General features: G+C 49.7%; 21 protein-coding genes. 19 read left to right on the top strand and 2 right to left on the bottom strand.

The window, feature by feature from the left end; all coding sequences use genetic code 11:
* Nucleotides 1-20 precede the first annotated feature (20 nt).
* From AC14M5_RS19135 to AC14M5_RS19065, 15 genes are all read left to right on the top strand, one after another.
* The gene (locus tag AC14M5_RS19135; protein ID WP_484031309.1) at nucleotides 21-722 is read left to right on the top strand and encodes a zinc ribbon domain-containing protein; all 702 of its coding nucleotides are present in this window, start codon (nucleotides 21-23) and stop codon (nucleotides 720-722) included.
* 9 nt (nucleotides 723-731) lie between these two features.
* Entirely contained in the window at nucleotides 732-3,266 is a 2,535-nt protein-coding gene (locus AC14M5_RS19130) for an NACHT domain-containing protein (RefSeq protein ID WP_484031308.1), read from the top strand.
* Nucleotides 3,267-3,268: 2 nt separating this feature from the next.
* On the top strand, nucleotides 3,269-4,621 hold the full coding sequence (gene ssnA, locus AC14M5_RS19125) for a putative aminohydrolase SsnA (RefSeq protein WP_484031307.1): 1,353 nt from the start codon (nucleotides 3,269-3,271) through the stop codon (nucleotides 4,619-4,621).
* A 23-nt stretch (nucleotides 4,622-4,644) separates the two neighbouring features.
* A complete protein-coding gene (gene npdG, locus AC14M5_RS19120) occupies nucleotides 4,645-5,325 on the top strand; it encodes an NADPH-dependent F420 reductase (RefSeq protein WP_484031306.1) in 681 nt (226 codons plus the stop codon).
* A 50-nt stretch (nucleotides 5,326-5,375) separates the two neighbouring features.
* Nucleotides 5,376-6,143 carry a coenzyme F420-0:L-glutamate ligase gene (gene cofE / locus AC14M5_RS19115; RefSeq protein ID WP_484031305.1) on the top strand — a complete coding sequence of 256 codons (768 nt, stop codon included), beginning with the start codon at nucleotides 5,376-5,378 and terminating at the stop codon, nucleotides 6,141-6,143.
* Nucleotides 6,144-6,369: 226 nt separating this feature from the next.
* Nucleotides 6,370-6,768: a PPOX class F420-dependent oxidoreductase gene (locus AC14M5_RS19110; RefSeq protein ID WP_484031304.1), complete on the top strand. Its 399-nt coding sequence runs from the start codon at nucleotides 6,370-6,372 to the stop codon at nucleotides 6,766-6,768.
* A gap of 2 nt (nucleotides 6,769-6,770) precedes the next feature.
* On the top strand, nucleotides 6,771-7,373 hold the full coding sequence (locus AC14M5_RS19105) for a nitroreductase family protein (RefSeq protein WP_484031303.1): 603 nt from the start codon (nucleotides 6,771-6,773) through the stop codon (nucleotides 7,371-7,373).
* A gap of 15 nt (nucleotides 7,374-7,388) precedes the next feature.
* Entirely contained in the window at nucleotides 7,389-7,739 is a 351-nt protein-coding gene (locus AC14M5_RS19100) for a hypothetical protein (RefSeq protein WP_484031302.1), read from the top strand.
* 6 nt (nucleotides 7,740-7,745) lie between these two features.
* A complete protein-coding gene (gene cofD / locus AC14M5_RS19095) occupies nucleotides 7,746-8,699 on the top strand; it encodes a 2-phospho-L-lactate transferase (RefSeq protein WP_484031301.1) in 954 nt (317 codons plus the stop codon).
* Between the two features lie 2 nt (nucleotides 8,700-8,701).
* Nucleotides 8,702-9,310: a 2-phospho-L-lactate guanylyltransferase gene (gene cofC, locus AC14M5_RS19090; protein WP_484031300.1), complete on the top strand. Its 609-nt coding sequence runs from the start codon at nucleotides 8,702-8,704 to the stop codon at nucleotides 9,308-9,310.
* A 205-nt stretch (nucleotides 9,311-9,515) separates the two neighbouring features.
* The gene (locus tag AC14M5_RS19085) at nucleotides 9,516-10,517 is read left to right on the top strand and encodes an LLM class flavin-dependent oxidoreductase (RefSeq protein WP_484031299.1); all 1,002 of its coding nucleotides are present in this window, start codon (nucleotides 9,516-9,518) and stop codon (nucleotides 10,515-10,517) included.
* 266 nt (nucleotides 10,518-10,783) lie between these two features.
* On the top strand, nucleotides 10,784-11,413 hold the full coding sequence (locus AC14M5_RS19080; RefSeq protein ID WP_484031298.1) for a TetR/AcrR family transcriptional regulator: 630 nt from the start codon (nucleotides 10,784-10,786) through the stop codon (nucleotides 11,411-11,413).
* 100 nt (nucleotides 11,414-11,513) lie between these two features.
* Nucleotides 11,514-12,530: an ABC transporter substrate-binding protein gene (locus AC14M5_RS19075; protein WP_484031297.1), complete on the top strand. Its 1,017-nt coding sequence runs from the start codon at nucleotides 11,514-11,516 to the stop codon at nucleotides 12,528-12,530.
* A 117-nt stretch (nucleotides 12,531-12,647) separates the two neighbouring features.
* Nucleotides 12,648-13,415 (top strand): ABC transporter ATP-binding protein, encoded by a 768-nt coding sequence (locus AC14M5_RS19070; RefSeq protein ID WP_484031296.1) that lies wholly within the window; start codon nucleotides 12,648-12,650, stop codon nucleotides 13,413-13,415.
* 66 nt (nucleotides 13,416-13,481) lie between these two features.
* The gene (locus AC14M5_RS19065; protein ID WP_484031295.1) at nucleotides 13,482-14,222 is read left to right on the top strand and encodes an ABC transporter permease; all 741 of its coding nucleotides are present in this window, start codon (nucleotides 13,482-13,484) and stop codon (nucleotides 14,220-14,222) included.
* A gap of 146 nt (nucleotides 14,223-14,368) precedes the next feature.
* Here AC14M5_RS19065 and AC14M5_RS19060 read toward each other — a convergent pair whose 3' ends face one another.
* Nucleotides 14,369-15,262 carry a 1,4-dihydroxy-2-naphthoate polyprenyltransferase gene (locus tag AC14M5_RS19060; RefSeq protein ID WP_484031294.1) on the bottom strand — a complete coding sequence of 298 codons (894 nt, stop codon included), beginning with the start codon at nucleotides 15,260-15,262 and terminating at the stop codon, nucleotides 14,369-14,371.
* A gap of 114 nt (nucleotides 15,263-15,376) precedes the next feature.
* Here AC14M5_RS19060 and AC14M5_RS19055 point away from each other — a divergent pair, with 114 nt between their 5' ends.
* The gene (locus AC14M5_RS19055) at nucleotides 15,377-16,069 is read left to right on the top strand and encodes a ubiquinone/menaquinone biosynthesis methyltransferase (RefSeq protein ID WP_484031293.1); all 693 of its coding nucleotides are present in this window, start codon (nucleotides 15,377-15,379) and stop codon (nucleotides 16,067-16,069) included.
* 90 nt (nucleotides 16,070-16,159) lie between these two features.
* Here AC14M5_RS19055 and AC14M5_RS19050 read toward each other — a convergent pair whose 3' ends face one another.
* Nucleotides 16,160-17,128, bottom strand: a complete 969-nt coding sequence (locus tag AC14M5_RS19050) for a 2-hydroxyacid dehydrogenase (protein ID WP_484031292.1) — start codon at nucleotides 17,126-17,128, stop codon at nucleotides 16,160-16,162.
* Nucleotides 17,129-17,149: 21 nt separating this feature from the next.
* Here AC14M5_RS19050 and AC14M5_RS19045 point away from each other — a divergent pair, with 21 nt between their 5' ends.
* From AC14M5_RS19045 to AC14M5_RS19035, 3 genes are all read left to right on the top strand, one after another.
* Nucleotides 17,150-17,626 carry a PaaI family thioesterase gene (locus AC14M5_RS19045; protein WP_484031291.1) on the top strand — a complete coding sequence of 159 codons (477 nt, stop codon included), beginning with the start codon at nucleotides 17,150-17,152 and terminating at the stop codon, nucleotides 17,624-17,626.
* A gap of 7 nt (nucleotides 17,627-17,633) precedes the next feature.
* Nucleotides 17,634-18,104, top strand: coding sequence for a hypothetical protein (locus AC14M5_RS19040; RefSeq protein WP_484031290.1), 471 nt, complete (start codon nucleotides 17,634-17,636; stop codon nucleotides 18,102-18,104).
* A 262-nt stretch (nucleotides 18,105-18,366) separates the two neighbouring features.
* Nucleotides 18,367-18,969, top strand: coding sequence for a trimeric intracellular cation channel family protein (locus AC14M5_RS19035; RefSeq protein WP_484031289.1), 603 nt, complete (start codon nucleotides 18,367-18,369; stop codon nucleotides 18,967-18,969).
* The last annotated feature ends 4 nt before the right edge of the window (nucleotides 18,970-18,973 follow it).

Below are 18,973 nucleotides of genomic sequence, written 5' to 3'. Positions count from 1 at the left end.
ACTTCGTATATAATTCAAATATGAGTGCATCATTGGGACTTTACCGCCTGCAGCAAGTGGACCGTCAGATTGACCGCGCCCGCGCGCAATTGGACACAATTCAAAAAACACTTGAAAATGACATTGAGCTAAAAGAAGCCTTAAACCGAGTGGAAACCGCTCAAACCAATAATCATCGCGTCCAGAATGAAATGAAAAATGCCGAAGCCGAAGTGGATGCACAAAAGATAAAGATAGAACAAGCCGAATCCAGCTTATACGGCGGCGGTGTTAAAAATCCCAAAGAATTACAAGACCTGCAAAAAGATGTAGCCTCTTTAAAAAAACATCTTGCCACGCTCGAAGAACGTCAGCTTGAAGCCATGATGAAAGCGGAAACTGCCGAAGGTGAGTTGCAAGCTGCTAGAACCGAACTTGAAAAAATAAAAGCAAGACTCGGCAGTGAACATGGAAAATTGATCGAGGAACAATCGGCTCTTATGATGCAGATCGAAAGGCTCACAGAAGAACGTGAGGCCGCGCTCGCCCCCATTGAAATCCATTTGCTTGAAATTTACGAAGGACTCCGCCAGCAAAAACGTGGCGTGGCTGTGGCGGAGATCAACGACAATGCCTGTGTCTCCTGTGGCACAATATTGAACGCATCCATTCAACAAAATGCGCGCTCACAGAAACAATTGGTAAATTGCCCCTCCTGCGGACGTATCCTATTCGCGAACTAAAGACCGGTCATGTTTCAGACTCTTATCGATCCCTTTTCATTCTTCCTCGGCTTCATTGCTGCATCCATTTTCTGGCTGCTGGTTTCGCGTGCACGCCCCATTTGGACTGAGATACGAACTAGCCTGGCAGAACAACGCGAAGCTGCCCAGACACGCAAAACAAGCTCTGTTGAAGAAAACCATCGCCGCATCACATTGCGCCGCGCACAGGGGATGCACCTGGCCGCTCAACTCTTCGCCTTAGATGAAATCATCCAGGAACCTCTGGTCATTGCCCCTCCACCTAGAGTGGAACCTGGCATCCCACCACAATTTGAAGATATTATTTCTCAAACCCTGCCTTACCTCCCTACCTGGCCCGAAATCGCCGCCACCTATCACACCCCTACTTTAACCCTTTCACAGGCTTTATCAGGCAATGCAAACATTGTCATCATCGGTCAGCCCGGCGTCGGCAAGACAGTGGCACTCGCGCACCTCGCATCTCTGGCCGCGAATCGAAGCGAGAAGCTGGAAGCGTTAAAGGACGTGGTTCCATTCCTCGTCCACGTGGCTGATCTTAAACTTCCCATCGTAGATCCAAAAGATGCGCTAACTCCCCTCATCGAAGCGGCTTCTGAACATGCACCCATGTTCGATCTCGGCAAGCTGCCTGATTTTTTCAAGAACACATTCAAGAACGGAAATGCCCTCCTGCTCGTGGATGGTTTTGATGAAATTCCTCCCGAAAGCCAGCAGGTCATTACAGAATACTTCAAGATCATCGCGCAGAATTATCCCAGGACCCGCATCGTTACCACCGGCGCCCCAGAATATTTGGATGGATTGATCTCTTTTGGTTTTGCAACATTGGCGCTTAGCACTTGGTCTACACAACAAAATGAAAAATTCATCGAACAATGGGGTCAATTGTGGTCTCAAACTGTTGCGATGGAAGCCTTTGCCCAAACTGGCCCCGAGCAAGTGGACTCGCTCTTACTTAACGTTTGGCTGAGTGCCGACAATTCAAATTTATCTCCCCTGGAGTTGACCCTCAAAGCCTGGGGCGCATACGCCGGTGACAGCCTGGGGCCGCATGTGCTTGAGGCCATCGCAACTCATATCCGCAGAATTGCACCTGCCAATACACCACTGGCTGCGTTGGAAACACTTGCCATGCAGGTGGTATTAAGCTCACAACCCGTCTTTGATCCTCGCAAGGCGCGCGAATGGGTCAAGTCTTTTGAAGTTGCTGAAGAAAAACCTGAGGACGAATCATCTGAACCTTCCTCCGATGAAGCAAAAGAAGAGGCAAAACCCAAAAGGGCAAAAAAGATCGAAAAAGTTGTTGCCACGCCCACCTCGGGCTTGCTCGGCAAAATGGCTTCCAGCGGATTACTGGTCACATACCCCAATAATAAAATGCGTTTTATACATCCAGTCTTCGCCGGGTATCTGGCAGGTCATGCGCTCACAAATTACAACGCCGAAGAGACCATTCTCAACCAGCCAGATTGGTCAGGTAAATATCTCGCCATGCGTTATTTTGCGGCTCATGGAGATGCCAGCAAATTGGTTCAGTCCATGATGGAATTTTCGCGCCTGCCAATGCATCGTCCGCTTTTTGCAGCAGCACGCTGGCTGAGAGATGCACCCCGCAACGCCCCCTGGCGCGGGAAACTATTTGGAACCTTAGCGGCCATCATGCAAACCGAAGATATTCCTCTCGGCCTGCGCGGACAAGCCATGGCAGCATTCGTTTTCAGCAATGATCCCAGTGCAGCAACATTATTCCGTCAATTTGGAACTTCACTTTCATTTGAGCTTGTTCAGCTTGCCGTATTAGGCTCAGGCGCGATGCACGATGCTAAGGCAGTCAAGGTACTTGAAAATGCAATGGATGCCCCCAGCCTGTCGGTTCGACGGGCTGCCTGTATGGCGCTGGTAGCAGTTGGTACGAACGAGGCTCTCGAATCCGTTGCGCATACTCTGCTTAATGGAGACGAAGATATTCGCCGCGCCGCTGGTGAAGCGCTGGCCAATGATCCAAAAGAAGGTTACGCCATGCTTCGTGACGGCGTTACATTAAACGACATCCTTTTGCGCCGCGCAGTCATGTATGGGCTTGGCCGCATCAACGAACCCTGGGCAGTTGAGATCCTGCAAAAAATGCAAGTGGACGATGATCAATGGGTGGTACGCAACGCCGCTACTGAAGTATTGGATGCAAGAGCAAGCGCAACTTCACGCGCACCGCGTAAACTCAAAGCTCCATCTGAATCCCCATGGCTGATCGAGTTTGCCGGCAAGCAAGGCATGGGAGTTTCCCCCGGCGTGCCAGCCACAGACATCCTCCTGTTGGCGCTCAAAAGCGATGAAGAGGAATATCGTCTCGCGGCCCTACCCTACTTGAAATACACACCAAACGAAGGCGTGATAACACAGTTATATAACGCCATGTATAGAGATGATCCTGAACTGCGCGAAGCCGCATTCAATACCCTCTGGGAAATCGGCGCTTCTGGAGCAAAGCTCCCCCATCCCAGTCAATACGGATTTGGTTAACCATGCTAATCACAAATGCAAACATCATTACCTGGGAATCTCCGAATCGCGTGCTGCAAAATCACGCGATCTATATTGAAGGCGGTCATATCAAGGAGATCGGCACGACCAAGTCGCTGACTACAAAATATCCCAAAGCTAAACCAACCGACGCAAACGGGCAGTATGTGATGCCCGGCAATATCTGCGCACACACTCACTTTTATGGCGCGTTCGCGCGGGGCATGGCGATTCCTGGCCCGGCGCCAAAAGATTTCCCTGAGATCCTTCAAAAGTTGTGGTGGCCGCTTGACCGTTCGCTGGATGCGGAAGCTGTCCGCTATTCTGCGCTGGTTTGCCTCGTGGATGCGATCAAGCATGGAACCACAACGCTGATAGATCATCACGCCTCCCCAAATTTTATTGACGGCTCACTGGACGTGATCGCCGATGCAGTTGATAAAAGCGGGTTGCGAGCCGTGCTTTGCTATGAAGTCACTGACCGCGATGGAAGTGAAAAAGCCAATGCGGGGATTAACGAAAACGTACGCTTCTTAAGAAAGCTTGCATCTGAACCACATCCGCGTCTGGCCGGGACCTTTGGCCTGCACGCCAGTCTGACGCTTTCCGGCGCCACCCTGCAAGCTTGCCGCGCTGCCGTACCGGAGGGAATTGGCTTCCACATCCACACTGCCGAACATGAAGAAGATGAATACAACAGCCTTGCAAAAAGCAATATGCGGGTGATAGATCGTTTGCAAAAGCACAATATTCTCGGCTCAAAAACCATTACCGCGCATGGAGTCCATTTTGACGCACGTGAAATGGAAATCTTGAAGGAGACTGGCACATGGCTTACCCACCAGCCGCGTTCGAATATGAACAACGGTGTGGGCGTGGCCGAGATCGAATCCATGATGAGGATGGGCATCAACGTTTGTTTGGGAAATGACGGCTTCTCGAACGCCATGTGGGAGGAGTGGAAGACGGCTTACCTCCTGCATAAAGTCCATCACCGTGACCCGCGTCGAATGGGTGGATATGATGTAACGCAAATGGCAGTTTACAACAACGCCGCGCTTGCCAATTTATTCTTCCCATCCGCACCCATCGGACAGCTTGTTCCCGGCGCAGTGGCCGATTTGATCTTTGTAGATTACCAACCCTTCACTCCGTTGACGGATGGCAACCTGCCCTGGCACATCATCTTTGGTTTTCAGCAAAGCATGATCACAACAACCATCGTGGCAGGCAAGGTTTTGATGAAAGACCGCAAACTGCTCACTTTGGATGAAGGTGAAATTGCCGCACGTGCCAGAGAGATCGCACCGCGTGTCTGGCAAAAGTATATAGAAGAAGTATCAAAAGTTTTATAAAGCCATTTAATTCGGGAGAGTTCATGAACGATACGCAGTTATTGTTATCCATTGCAGTGTTGGGTGGGACGGGTAAAGAGGGCAAAGGGCTTGCCTATCGCTGGGCACGCGCGGGCTATCGTGTGTTTATTGGCTCACGCACTGCTGAAAAAGCCGTCGCTGCTGCAAATGAGATCAGAGAAATGCTTGGGGATGGAGTCTTCGTCACCGGGTTGAGCAACGTTGAGGCGGCGAAGGAAGCGAATATCGCCGTGCTCACAGTACCTTATTCTGCGCATCATGATACGCTTGAATCGGTCAAATCTGAGTTGCAGGGAAAGATTCTTATCGATGTGACCGTGCCGCTCAAACCCCCGAAGGTTTCTACTGTGCAAATGCCTGCAGCTGGTTCCGCCGCACAGGAAGCGAAGGAGATCGTTGGCGAAGGTGTGCAAGTTTGCTCGGCCTTTCAAAATATTTCGCACGAACACCTGATGGACAGCGCAGATGTGGATTGCGACGTGCTTGTAACTGGCACAAGCAAGGAAGCCCGCGCCGAGACAATCAAACTCGTGGAAGCCGCAGGTCTCAAAGGCTGGGATGCTGGCCCTCTTGAAAATTCCGTGGTCGTTGAAGGCCTGACCAGTGTGTTGATCGGTATTAATAAAAAATATGGCTCAACCCATGCCGGCATCAAGATCACAGGCGCAAAGAATAAATCGTAATACGTAATGCGTAAAATATTTTATGCATTACGTATTACGCATCACGCATTATGTCCCTAATACTCACTCCACTCAATAACATTCCGTTGATCCGCCGAGATGACAACTTGGCGGATATTGTTCTTAACGCGTTACATAATACAGGCCTGGAATTGCAGGATAACGATATCCTCGTCTTTGCCCAAAAGATCGTCAGCAAAGCAGAAGGACGCAAGGTAAATCTTGCAACAGTCACGCCGACCGCTCGCGCCATTGAACTTGCACAGCAAACTGAAAAAGACCCACGGGTCGTTGAACTCATGTTACAGGAAAGCAATGAGGTCTTGCGCACTCGTGTCGGCACGATCATTGTTGAGCATAAGCTTGGCTTTATTTGTGCCAATGCGGGCATAGATCATTCCAACGTGGCAGGGAGTGGGGATTCGGCTGAGGAGTGGGTACTGCTTCTTCCTGAAGACCCAGATCGCTCTTGCGCATTGATCCGCAGGGAAATTGAATCCAAAACTGGAAAACACGTCGGCGTTGTGATCATCGATTCGCATGGACGCGCCTGGCGTAATGGCACTGTGGGCGTGGCGATTGGCATGTCTGGCGTCCCTGGCCTGGTGGATAAGCGTGGCGACAAGGATTTGTTTGGGTACACCTTGCGCGTCACAATCATTGGCGCAGCAGATGAACTCGCAGCCGCTGCTTCGCTGGTGATGGGGCAGGCTTCCGAGGGAAGGCCAGTTGTGCATGTGCGCGGATTTCCATATGATTTGAAGGAAGGCTCGATCAAAGAATTGATTAGACCCAAAGAACAGGATCTCTTTCGATGACAGATATCGAAAACACAACCGCCAGCGACGGCGGCGGAATTGATGTTGGATCGGTTCACTTGAAAACAAAATACTAACAGGAATCTTATGCACGTTTGATACACTCAAACGCGATATGGAAATCAAAATTCTTTTGGGCTGCACCACACAAGACACGGACATCATCCTCAACTTCCACGGCCAAGCCATGAAAACGCTATACATCCAAAATCCCGAGGCTTAATACATGCTAAAAGTCCCAGAGACTTACAAAGACCTTCTTGCTGATGAAAAGAAGGCTTACGTTTATCTCGCCACCACCATGAAAGATGGCACGCCGCAAGTCACTCCCGTTTGGTTCAACACCGATGGCGAGCATATTCTCATCAATTCCGCCGCAGGCCGCATCAAGGATAAAAACATGCGTGCCCGTCCAAATGTTGCTTTGTGCATCGCCGATCCTGCCGACCCTTATCGCTACCTGCAAATTAAAGGCAAGGTCATTGACTACACCACAAAGGGCGCAGATGAGCATATTGATGCGCTCTCATTCAAATACAGAGGTACCGAAAAATATGATTCACGAAGACCGAATGAACAGCGGGTAACGTATAAAATTCAGCCATTAAAAATTGACGCCCATTAGACGTGGATAATCTCCAAACCTTCCTGCGGACTCGACGCTCAATCCGCCGCTTCAAAACGGATCCTGTACCTGATTCCGTTCTAAGAGAGATTCTCCACACTGCCACATTTGCCCCCTCCGCCCATAACCGACAGCCCTGGAGATTTGCCGTACTTACGGACTTATCTGTCAAAACAAAACTTGCAGATGCAATGGCAGAGGAATTTCAACACGACCTTGAAAGAGATCATCTTGCAGTTGAAGAAATTGCAAAGCGCGTAAACAAATCACGCGAAAGAATCACAGGCGCACCAGTTGTCATCATCCTATGTGTGGACATGAGCGAAATGGATGAGTACCCAGATACCCGCCGTAAAAAAGCGGAATACATCATTGCAACTCAATCCGTTGCGAATGCGGGCATGCAATTATTGCTCGCCGCACACGCCGAGGGATTGGGAAGTGTATGGGTATGTAGTCCGCTATTTGCGCCGAATGTAGTACAAAAAGCACTTAATTTACCCGATACCTGGGAACCCCAGGCTATGTATTTTATAGGGTATCCAATGGATAGGCCAGAAGTTAGGAAGAGAAAACCGTTGAACGGGATTATAAAGACGGTATAACCTATGGAAAGCAAAATGGATGAATGGAAAAAACAATATTACGCAAATCTCAGTATGAGAGAATTTTTCAGATTGGGCTGCGCAATCATTATTTGGCTAATTGCAGGAATTGGATTAACAATTACCTTTAGAAGTAGCCTTTTCTTCGATACATTTTTCATTATGATGTTTGTGTTTCCATTCCTCACGCGCTGGCAGCCCGCTTATTTACTCCTTCGAATAATACTAGGAAATAAGAATCTTCCGACTGAGCCGATGCCCCGCGATCTTATCAAGGCCCAACTGCAACCATGGTGGTCTTACTTGCCATCACTGTGGTGGTATTTGGTTTTACTCTTGCTCTTGTACGCCATTCTAAAAAGGTAAATCCAAATGAAAATCGTCGCTCTTGCGGGCGGAGTCGGTGGTGCGAAATTGGCACACGGACTCGCCCAAATCCTTGCACCCGAAGATTTGACCATCATCGTCAACACTGGCGATGACTTTGAGCATTTAGGTTTAACCATTTGTCCCGACCTCGATACTGTCTGTTATACGCTGGCGGGTTTGGCCAACCCTGAAACTGGTTGGGGACGAGCTGATGAAACGTGGAATACGATTGCAAATATCGAAAAGCTTGGCGGGCCTGCGTGGTTTCGCTTAGGTGATCAGGATATAGCCACACACCTTGAAAGAACAAGAAGATTAAAGGAGGGCCAATTGCTCTCTCAAATTACGCGAGACTTCTGCAAAGCCTGGGGAATCAAACACACAATTTTGCCTATGTCCGATTCGCCTGTGAGAACCATAGTCAACACAGATGAAGGTGAAATGGCATTTCAGGAATATTTCGTCCACAGACGCTGTGAGCCGAAGGTGAAAGGCTTTCGGTTTGACGGAGTCGAAGTTGCAGAGCCAGCTATCGGCGCGTACGAAGCGATTGATGAGGCGGATGCAGTGGTCATTTGCCCATCTAATCCCTGGGTGAGTATCGATCCGATTCTGAAAGTCACCCCCCTCACACCTACCCCTCTCCCAAGGGAAGAGAGACGAAGAGGTGAGGGTAAACCCATTGTGGCTGTTTCGCCGATCATCGGTGGAAAAACAGTGAAAGGACCTGCTGCAAAAATGTATACTGAATTAGGCAATGAGCCTTCGGCATTAGCGGTTGCGAGGCATTATCGCAACATCCTGACTGGTTTCGTGTTAGACAATACGGACTCATCCATGGAAAACGAGGTGAAAAATTTTAATGTAAAAACCCTGATAACAGATACACTTATGAATAACCTTACAGATCGCACTCGCCTGGCGATGGATGTGCTAAGCTTTATTGGGAGTTTATAAATATGACACTTTGGGCCATTGTGCCGGTCAAACCGCTGCGACGAGGGAAATCCCGTCTGGCGGGAGCGCTTACGGAAGATGAAAGAACAGTACTAAATCAGGAGTTATTGGAGCGAACGTTAAAGACGCTCTCATCCTTGAAGGAATTGGATCAGGTATTGGTGGTAAGCCGTGACCCTCACGCGCTGACCATCGCACGCAACCACGGTGCGAAGACGGTCCAGGAGGATGGTCAACCACATTTGAATACAGCATTGGCGCGTGCTACGGTGGTAGCACAGGTACATGCTACGCAGGGTGTTTTGATCCTGCCTGCTGACCTGCCTTTGCTCACTGCTGAAGATGTGCTTACCCTAATTGACCGCGCCGCCAAACCACCCGTGGTAGTTATTGCACCTGACAGGCATGGCAAAGGGACAAATGCACTACTGATGGTTCCTGCGGGCTTGATCGAATATGACTTTGGCGAAGGTTCCTTTCAACGTCATTGTGACCGCGTAACAAAAGCAGGAGCAAAATTGGAAATCGTTGAGCTTCCATCATTGGGCCTTGACCTGGACTTGCCCGAAGACCTGGAACTAATACGAAAGCTGGAAGCTGCAAAAGTATAGACATGCAGTTTGCCACAGAAACGGAAACCCTATGAAGTTTACGTTTTCTGTGGCAAAATTTTTTTATCCCAGCCTGCCAGATCCTAAAGGTCTTTCCCATAAAACATGATGCTGAATGGCGGGATATCCAAACCTAGTATGTGACTACAATAATCAAGGAGACCTTTAGGGTCTTCTGAATAATACTTCATCCAAGGAGAATGCTATGACGAGCGAACGCGTTGCACTTTATTTACAGGATTCTCATGACCTGCGCGATGGATTGGAATATGCCAGATACGCAGAAGAAAAAGGCTTTGAAGCCGTGTGGCAGGCGGAATCTCGATTGGTGCGCGATGCAATCGTGCCGATGGCTGCTTACGCCGCTGTGACGAACAGGATCAAGGTCGGTTCAGGTGTGATCAATAACTGGACGCGCAATATTGGCCTGCTTGCCGCCACATTCTTGACCCTGGATGATCTCGCTCCGAATCGCATTATCTGTGGAATTGGCGCATGGTGGGACCCGCTGGCGAAGAACGTTGGCATTGACCGAAGAAAACCCCTGCTTGCCATGCGCGAAACAGTTGAAGTGATGCGCCGCTTGTTAAATATGGAACGTGTCACCTTCCACGGTGAATTCCATCACGTGGATAATATTGAATTGGACGTAGTCCATGGTCGTCGCGAACCACGCAATATTCCGATCATGATCGGCGCGACTGGCGACCTGATGATGGAAATGACTGGCGAGATCGCAGATGGTTGTGTGCTGAATTACTGCGTCGCCCCTGAATATAATGATAAGGCGATGGAGTTACTAGAAAAAGGCGCCGAAAAAGCTGGGCGTAAAATCGAAGATATTGATCGCCCTCAGTTGATCGTCTGCTCAGTCGATGAAGATCACGACAAGGCGATTGAATACACCAAGGAATTGCTTTGCCAGTATCTTGCCCAACAGCCACACATTGCCAAGGCTTCGAATGTCTCGCAGGAAGTCATCTCCAATATTCAGGCAACATTGGGATGGCCTGCCACGAAGGAACAGATCAACAAGGCCAAGCATTTCGTCCCGGACGAGTTAGTCCATAAGATCACCGCTTCAGGCACACCCGCCGAAGCGCGCGCCAAAGTAGCGGAATATGTCAAACGCGGCTGTACTTGCCCCATTCTTTACCCCGTCGGCGGGAATTTCAAATTGCTGATCGATACGTTCGCGCAGAGTTAACTAAATCTGTTGTGTCATGCTAAGGGGCGCTCTTCCCTGCCCCCAAAGCATCTCTGACTCCATGAACGGAGACCCTTCAGTCGCGGAGAACACGCTCCCTCAGGGTGACACGGTTCTATCTATTTCAAGACAGCAACTTAGTATAAATAAGACAGTCACTTTTAAGAAGTGACTGTCATCTGGTTTTATATGAGCCACGTCACTTGACGTGGCTTTTTGCTTCCACTATCCTAACCTGCATAGACTGACCAGTCGGTTTATGACTTATGAAGCCCAACACCCCTGACCCAACCCACGAAACTCGCGAGCGGATTCTCGAAGCCGCCGTGGCTGTCTTTGCCAGCAAAGGCTACCACGACACCAAAGTGGACGATATCGTCAGCGAGTCCAATACATCCAAGGGATCGTTCTATTTCTACTTCCCCAGCAAGCAGGATATTTTCCTTGCTTTAGTGGATTCCTTTGCTAACCTGCTCGAGAAGCAACTGCACAATCGCCTCGCCTCCGAAACATCAGGCATGGCGCGGGTTGACTTGGCTCTTCGCGTCTGTTTGGAGACTTTCGGCCAATATCGCGGACTGGCAAAGATCGCGTTAGTGCAAGCTACGGGGCTGGGATTGACCTTCGAGGAAAAACGCCGCGCCGTCAATGACAGGTTCATCAAAATCATTAGAAAAAATCTTGATGAGGCCGTTACAGATGGAAGCATTCCTGCACTGGACACCGAAGTCGCTGCCTGCGCATGGATGGGTGCGCTCAACGAAATTGTCTTGCGCTGGGTGTACACGGGGCAGCCAGACCCTGTCCGCTCGCTACCTGTGCTGAGAAGATTGTTGCTTCAAAGTATTGGGGTCGGCGAGGAACGGATCAGAGAGTTTGAAGAAAAGACGAAATAATAAATGGAGTCCAATGCCTCCCGACGTTGGCTTTAACTTTTAGAGACATGTCCAAAGTCTGGAGACTTTGGACTCCAAAATAAACTATAGGAGACTTTGAATGAAATTACGCAACACCCTATCGCTTGTCCTTTTATTTGCCACACTGATTGCGGCTTGCGCGCCAGCGGTAACTGCTACACCTGAGGCAATGCCAGTAGAAACAGAAACAGGCTCACAGATCCAGACTGAAGCGCCCGTCAGTGAAATGGTCACACTTAAGATCGCTGTCCTCCCCATCATCGATACGCTTCCGATGTACATCGCGCAACAGGAAGGTTTGTTTGCAAAATTTGGAGTCAATGTTGAATTTGTTCCCGTCGCATCCGCGCCCGAACGTGACCAGCTTATCGCCGCGGGTCAAGCCGATGGCATGGTCAACGAGACCATCTCGACCATGCTCTTCAACAAAGAGCAGACCCAGGTTCAGGTGGTTCGATACGCACTGCGCCCCACTGCTGAGTCGGGTCACTTCTTTATTCTGGCATCTGCACAAAGCGGCATCACCGATGCGCAGGGTTTAAAGGGCGTTGAGATTGGCGTTTCGCAAGGCACTGTCATCGAATATGTAACCGAGCGTCTTTTGCAAGCCGAGGGTTTCACTGCTGATGATATCAAGACCATCGCCGTTCCGAAAATCCCTGATCGCATGGCGCTGCTAGCATCGGGCGAACTCAAAGCTGGCGTGCTTCCCGACCCGCTCGGCGCGCTGGCTGTTCAACAAGGCGCAGTGATCGTGCTCGATGATTCGCAGCACCCCGAATATGGTTTCAGCGTGATCTCCTTCCGCAAGGAAGTGATCGACGCCAATCCCGAAGCCGTGCGCGCTTTCCTTGCCGCCATCGAAGCCGCAACGGCCATGCTTAACAACGACCCTGCCAAATACACGAGCGTACTGAGTGACAATAATCTTGTCCCGCCGCCGCTGCTTGAATCGTACAAAGTTCCGCTCTTCCCCGCGGCTGGCATTCCCTCTGAAGAAGAATGGAGCGACGCCATGAACTGGACCAAAGAAAAAGGGATGTTAACTGCGGATGTTTCATACGCGGATTCGGTGAACGGCTCGCTTCTTCCTTAACGGGTAGTTGGTACCGGTATTATGACAGCGCTTTAAGCTGGAACAGATTGCCCACAATTACGAATTGCGTAATACGTATTACGCAATTCGTAATTCTCTTTCCATCCCAATTTATTCATGATCCAAATTAACTCGCTCACCTTCGCCTATCCTCACGCTTCTCCGCTCTTCGAGAATTTTTCACTTTCGATCACTCGCGGTGAGACGTGGTCTATTCTCGGCCCATCGGGCTGCGGCAAGACAACTTTGCTTTATCTGCTTGCAGGGTTGCGCCAGCCGACATCAGGTGAAATCAAAATTGACGGTGAAGCACTTTCTCGCCCACGCCCACGCAGTGGACTTATCCTTCAAGACTACGGCCTGCTTCCGTGGTCAACAATTCGTGAGAATGTAGAGTTGGGTTTACACGTCCGTAAATTTTACGGCGCGGATGGAAAACACACGCCAGAGAATTACCTGCCAAAAGATAATGTCGATCACTGGCTGGATAGATTGGGGTTGAGCGAAGTTGCCGAAAAATTCCCATCGCAAATCTCAGGCGGACAGCGCCAGCGCACTGCCATCGCCCGCACCCTCGCCCTCGAACCCGATCTGCTTTTGATGGACGAACCGTTTTCGTCCCTTGACGCCATCACCCGCGAAGATTTGCAAAACTTAACACTATCTCTTTGCGCCGAACAAAATTTGACCCTGGTGATTGTCACACACGCGATTGAAGAAGCGGTTGCGTTAGGGAAAAAGATACTCCTGCTTGGCGTTGCGCCGAATCAAAATGCAAAAGTTTTCGAGAATCCAAACGCAGATCGAAATGGACATCGAAGTAGTCAGGTATATCATGAGTTATGTGATTTGCTCTGGAAAGAAATGCAGCATGAAACCCTGTAATGTACCGCAAGATTCATCTTGCGCTTCAATTGGCAAGCGACATAAATGTCGCGGCACAGGGATGCAATGAAACGACGTGACGTAATACTCGCCACCTTGGGGTTGGTCATCATCTGGCAAATTGCCGCGCTGATCGTAAACCGTCCCATCCTGCCCGCGCCGTGGGACGTGCTTGTTGTCTTCGCTAAAGAATTAAGCAATGGACTATTAATTCATTTTGGTGTCAGCCTATGGCGCGTGACAGCAGGGATGTTGCTTTCAGTGTTAATCGCGGCCCCAGCAGGGTTGGCTATCGGCGCATCCAAAACCGCGAATCGACTGTTATCGCCCATTATTTATTTACTGTACCCGATTCCAAAAGTTGTATTCGTGCCCGTGGTCTTATTATTTCTTGGGATTGGCGATACGGCCAAGATCACGCTCATCTTTTTGATCCTGTTTTTTCAGATTGTCGTACTCGTTCGCGATCAGGCCGTGGGAATCCCACCTCAGTTGCTGCAAAGTTTACAAAGCCTCGGCGCAGGACGGCGCGCGCTATTTCGCTTCGTCTATTTACCAGCAAGTTTGCCCGCGATATTGACGGCACTGCGCCAGTCCATTGGGACGGCGGTGGCAGTTTTATATATCTCAGAATTGTTCGCAACAAAATATGGGCTTGGCTACTATATTTATTATCAAGGAAGTACCTTATTCAATTATCCCGCCATGTATGCGGGCGTGGTGGCAATGAGTCTATTGGGATTGGGGATGTATTTCGGTGTGGATTGGTTGGAGCGCAAGTGGTGCAGGTGGAAGTTTGTTAGTTGAGTAGTTCGTTAGTTGGGTAGTCTGGTGGTCGAGTAGCCCCGAGTGTTTTTCGAGGGGCGTATCGAGACCACCTATAGTATGTTTACTTGCCATTTGTGATCTCGATACGAGCGAGAAGAGCACTCGCCTACTCGACCACCGAGTTGTTATGAAAACACCAATCCCACCCAAAACAAAACGCTGAAAATTAATGCAACTTGACCCGTCCCTGCAAGTGCGGCATTAAGTGGAGTGCCCTTCTGTGTAAAAACTGTCCGCAAAGTTTTGATGGCAATTGGTAAAGATAACCACGCTAACAATGCGGTAACAGGCACAAGCTGCAAAAAGACCAGAACAGGCAAAATCAAATACGCAATCCCAACGCATAAGACATATTCGATCTTTGTTGCTTTTTCACCGAACATCACAGCAAGGGTATGCTTGCCAGCAATACGATCATTTTCCAGATCACGCAAATTATTGACCACCAAAATCGCAGTGACGATCAAGCCAACAGGAAGAGACATCCACCAGGCGGCGGCACTGACTGTGCCAACTTGCACATAATATGTTCCCGCCACGGCAGCGAGGCCAAAGAAAATAAAGACGAATACATCACCGAGTCCATAATAGCCAAGTGGAAATGGCCCGCCAGTATACGCAATAGCGGAGATAATGGCGACGACGCCGATCAGGATCACGGTCCAACCGCGAAGCGAGGCGAGGTATAAACCGCAAAGTGCAGCTAATCCAAAGATGATGTACATTCCACGTTTCACTTGCGCAGGCGAAAGCAATCCCGCCTGTGTCACACGCAATGGGCCCTGTCTCTCGGATGTATCCGCACCGCGCTCGAAATCAAAAACGTCATTGGCCACGTTACTACCAATTTGCAAAAGCAGCGCAACTAACAACGCTGCGAGGGCAGGGCCAAAGTGAAACGAATCGTCGTACCACGCAAGCGCACTTCCCATCACCACACCTGATGCAGCGGCAGGCAGTGTGCGCGGACGAATAGCCAGCCACCAGATTTGAATGATGTTTGGTTTTTCTTGTGACATCAATACTCCAATACGCGGAGACCAAATTCCAACATCGGGAGACGTTGGGCTCCAAGAGGCCGCAGTATAACATGTGGTTATAATATCGCTCACGAAATAATTTCAGGAGAATACATGACCCAGCTAACAAGGCAGGAACGCGCACAATATGTGCAATCCATGTTTACAAAGATCGCGCATCGTTATGATTTGATGAACAGGCTCATGACTGGCGGACAAGACGTCCGCTGGCGTAGAGAAGTGATTTACCGTGCAAGATTAATTCCCAACGCCTCTTTGCTGGACATGGGAACTGGCACTGGCGATTTAGCACGTGAAGCCCTGAGGCAGGAACCGAAAACCAAAGTGACCGCAGCGGATTTTACGATTGAGATGATGCGCGTTGGAAACAAAAACGGAAATTTAGAATGGTCTGCCGCGGATGCATTAAACCTGCCTTTCAAGAACGAAATATTCGATGCAGTAGTTTCTGGTTTTTTGATTCGCAATGTGACCGACATCCAACAGGCGTTGAAGGAACAGTATCGCATCCTCAAACCTGGCGGGCGGATCGTCATCCTTGACACCACACGCCCGAAGAAAAATATCCTTTCCCCGTTTATTTGGATTCATATGCACGTAATCATTCCCACAGTTGGAGGTTTGCTCTCTGGGATGCGCGATGCTTATAACTATCTCCCCGACACCACAGAAGGATTTCTCACTGCTGAACAACTCGCTTCACGCATGATCGTGGCAGGTTTTAAGAAGGTTGATTTCAAGAGGTTGATGTTCGGGACGATTGCAATTCATTGGGGAGAGAAGTAGCAGCCCGTCATTGCGAGCGTTCTTTGCGAAGCAATCTCGTACGCTATCGGAGATTGCTTCGTCGGGAAGAGCACCCTCCTCGCAATGACGTTATTTATACACTTCAGGATTCACACAATTCGGTAATCTCTCCCCCTTCAACCCTGCGATCAAGTTCTCTGCGGCAAGTAGTGACATCATGTCACGTGTTTTTCTGCTGGCACTGCCAAGGTGTGGGACGATGATGCAGTTCTCTAATTCAAGCAAGGGGCTATCCATCGGCAGGGGCTCGGGGTCGGTTACATCCAATGCAGCGGCAAAGATTTGGTTTGATTTCAAGGCGTTATATAGTGCTGTTTGATTGAGTACTCCACCGCGCGCAGTATTGACTAGAATCGCATTCGGTTTCATCTTCGCCAAAAATCCAGCGTTGACCAAATGCTTTGTGGTTGGCGTTAGCGGGACATGTAAAGAAACAAAATCCGATTCGCGCAAAAGCGTATCCAGATCAACAGGTTGTGCACCATATGTCGAGTCTGCGGTGGGGTCATGGAAAATCACGCGCATATCAAAACCCTGTGCTCGTTTTGCCACGGCCTGACCAATCCTCCCAAACCCGATAATTCCAAGTGTAGCCCCAGCAGTATCTGCCCCCAGCAAGAGGCTCGGACTCCAAGTCACCCATTTACCTGCCCGCAGATACCTCTCAGCTTCTGTGATGTGCCTTGCCGCAGCCAGCATCAAAGCAAAAGCTTGGTCTGCGGTGGCGTCGGTCAGAACTCCGGGCGTGTTGCCAACGGGGATTCCGCGCGCAGTGGCGGCGGCTACATCAACATGGTCTACACCAACAGACATACTGCTAATCACCTTAAGTTGTGATCCAGCCGCGTCCATCAATTCAGCATCCACTTTTTCAGTGAGCAGGCAAAGTAAACCGTCCACAGCGCGAACTTTTTCGAGCAACTGTTCCCTCGTTGGCGGCAGATCGTGGAACCAAACGTCAGGTTGAAAATGCTGGTTGATCAGATCCAACCCTCGGCTGGGGATGAGGCGGGTAATAAAAATTTTAGGCTGAGGCATGTCCAGAGTATAATCCGCCTCATGTCAAAAATAAAACAACCGAACTCACGTCACTGTTTCATTTGTGGAATGGAAAATCCTGTTGGTTTGCATTTGCATATTTATGAAGTGGAACCAGGTGTCGTTGAAACGCAATACATCGCACCCGATCATTTTCAAGGTTATCCCGGCGTGCTGCATGGCGGGATCGTCGCAGCACTCATCGATGAGATCAGTGGACGTGCCCACATGGGAAGCGACGCGAATAATCCGCGGTTCATGTTTACTGGAAAACTGGAAGTGAAATATCGTAAAAATGTACCGATCGGAAAAATGCTAAGGATCATCGGCAAGGTCGGAAAAAGTAAAGGGAAAGTTGCCAAAGCCTGGGCGGGTGTTTATAACGCGGAAACAGATGAATTGCTGGCCGAAGGCACGGGCATGCACATCAATGTGCCGCAGGATCAATTTGACATATCCCGCCTGGGTGAGCTGGGCTGGAAGGTTTATCCCGACTAGGTAAAAGATGAAATCAAAACATATTTTATTGGTGACTGCAGGCACGTTATTTGCTTTTATGCTTTTTCTCACTCCTCATGTTCCTGTGCATGCACAGGATGCTGGATGCGGCACCGATTCGGTTGGGAACCCCCTGCCATGCCCTCCCACCGAGGAAAACGAAGGCCACCCAAAAAGAACGCCTACTCCCCTTCCTCCCACATTCACCCGCACCCCAACAGAAACGCCAACACACACCCCAACCAACACCCCAACACTCACGCTGACACCTTCATTCACTCCCACGGCCACTGAAATTCCAGATACCGCAACTCCCACGCTCACACCCACAGCAACAACCACATCAACGCGTACACCTGTGCCAGTTGCACAAAGTGTATTGCCTGGTGTCGGGATTGGTGCGTTTATTTTGTTCCTCATTATAGGATTGCTTCTACCTGCCATTCAAAAGGCCAGAGTTTCAAAGCGGGGATATTAGACATTATCGGAAATAATCCGCAGATTGCGCTGATTAAAGAATTTCAAAGCAAAATCTGCGAAAATTCGTGCCATCTGCGGATAATGATCCTGTGGATAAAAAATCGCGGTATGCGCTATTATTGTTAGAGTCTATTAATTTCAGTGGTTCACTCTACAAATGAATCCGCCAATCTTCACAAATTTAAAAGATTAGTGAAGATTGGCGTAGATTAGCGGAAAAAGTTTTTCCCACGCAGTCCTAATGAAACTTATTTGATCCAATGGATAACATCCTCCTCATCCTCACTTATATCGCTGTCAGCGCATCTGCCATATCAGGCGCTCTCGAAGCGCGGAAGAACGAAATGGACATCGTCGGTGCGGTCACCATAGCCTTCGTTAACGCTTTTGGCGGCGGAACCATTCGCGACCTTCTGCTTGGGCGCACGCCTGTCTTCTGGGTTATCGATCCCTGGCTCACCATCGTCACATTTGCATTTGCCGCTTTCTCCTTCTACCGCCTCGATAAAATTTCAAATGTCTTTCTCCTCATTGCCGACGCCATCGGCCTCGGCTTGTTTAGCATCCTCGGTGCAACCTACGCACTTCAACTTGAACTCTCACCCATTGTCGCCGTGTTGATGGGAGTGGTCACGGGCATATTTGGCGGCGTGCTGCGCGACCTGCTCTGCAACCGCATTCCCAATGTTTTCCGTCAGAGCACAGAGCTATACGCCACCTGTTCCTTCATCGGCACGTGGGTCTTCATTTTCCTGATCTGGATACAAATAGATTCGCTTATCGCATCCGCTATCGGCGCGGGCGTAGTCTTCGCATTACGCCTCGCTGCCGTGCGCTTCAAAGTAACCCTCCCCGCACCATAACCCT

It is taken from the genome of Candidatus Villigracilis sp. (assembly GCF_057083605.1).
The sequence above is the reverse complement of the archived record's forward strand: the minus strand, read 5'-3'. Positions and strand labels throughout refer to the sequence as shown.

Bases quoted from the DNA above. Each gene is read 5' to 3' on its own strand.
- AC14M5_RS19080 (WP_484031298.1), top strand. From the start codon at position 10,784: ATGAAGCCCAACACCCCTGACCCAACCCACGAAACTCGCGAGCGGATT.
- cofD (WP_484031301.1), top strand. From the start codon at position 7,746: ATGAAAATCGTCGCTCTTGCGGGCGGAGTCGGTGGTGCGAAATTGGCA.
- AC14M5_RS19070 (WP_484031296.1), top strand. From the start codon at position 12,648: ATGATCCAAATTAACTCGCTCACCTTCGCCTATCCTCACGCTTCTCCG.
- AC14M5_RS19040 (WP_484031290.1), top strand. From the start codon at position 17,634: ATGAAATCAAAACATATTTTATTGGTGACTGCAGGCACGTTATTTGCT.
- cofE (WP_484031305.1), top strand. From the start codon at position 5,376: ATGTCCCTAATACTCACTCCACTCAATAACATTCCGTTGATCCGCCGA.
- AC14M5_RS19060 (WP_484031294.1), bottom strand. From the start codon at position 15,262: ATGTCACAAGAAAAACCAAACATCATTCAAATCTGGTGGCTGGCTATT.
- AC14M5_RS19100 (WP_484031302.1), top strand. From the start codon at position 7,389: ATGGATGAATGGAAAAAACAATATTACGCAAATCTCAGTATGAGAGAA.
- AC14M5_RS19110 (WP_484031304.1), top strand. From the start codon at position 6,370: ATGCTAAAAGTCCCAGAGACTTACAAAGACCTTCTTGCTGATGAAAAG.
- AC14M5_RS19050 (WP_484031292.1), bottom strand. From the start codon at position 17,128: ATGCCTCAGCCTAAAATTTTTATTACCCGCCTCATCCCCAGCCGAGGG.
- AC14M5_RS19055 (WP_484031293.1), top strand. From the start codon at position 15,377: ATGACCCAGCTAACAAGGCAGGAACGCGCACAATATGTGCAATCCATG.
- AC14M5_RS19035 (WP_484031289.1), top strand. From the start codon at position 18,367: ATGGATAACATCCTCCTCATCCTCACTTATATCGCTGTCAGCGCATCT.
- ssnA (WP_484031307.1), top strand. From the start codon at position 3,269: ATGCTAATCACAAATGCAAACATCATTACCTGGGAATCTCCGAATCGC.
- AC14M5_RS19065 (WP_484031295.1), top strand. From the start codon at position 13,482: ATGAAACGACGTGACGTAATACTCGCCACCTTGGGGTTGGTCATCATC.
- AC14M5_RS19085 (WP_484031299.1), top strand. From the start codon at position 9,516: ATGACGAGCGAACGCGTTGCACTTTATTTACAGGATTCTCATGACCTG.
- npdG (WP_484031306.1), top strand. From the start codon at position 4,645: ATGAACGATACGCAGTTATTGTTATCCATTGCAGTGTTGGGTGGGACG.
- cofC (WP_484031300.1), top strand. From the start codon at position 8,702: ATGACACTTTGGGCCATTGTGCCGGTCAAACCGCTGCGACGAGGGAAA.
- AC14M5_RS19045 (WP_484031291.1), top strand. From the start codon at position 17,150: ATGTCAAAAATAAAACAACCGAACTCACGTCACTGTTTCATTTGTGGA.
- AC14M5_RS19130 (WP_484031308.1), top strand. From the start codon at position 732: ATGTTTCAGACTCTTATCGATCCCTTTTCATTCTTCCTCGGCTTCATT.
- AC14M5_RS19075 (WP_484031297.1), top strand. From the start codon at position 11,514: ATGAAATTACGCAACACCCTATCGCTTGTCCTTTTATTTGCCACACTG.
- AC14M5_RS19135 (WP_484031309.1), top strand. From the start codon at position 21: ATGAGTGCATCATTGGGACTTTACCGCCTGCAGCAAGTGGACCGTCAG.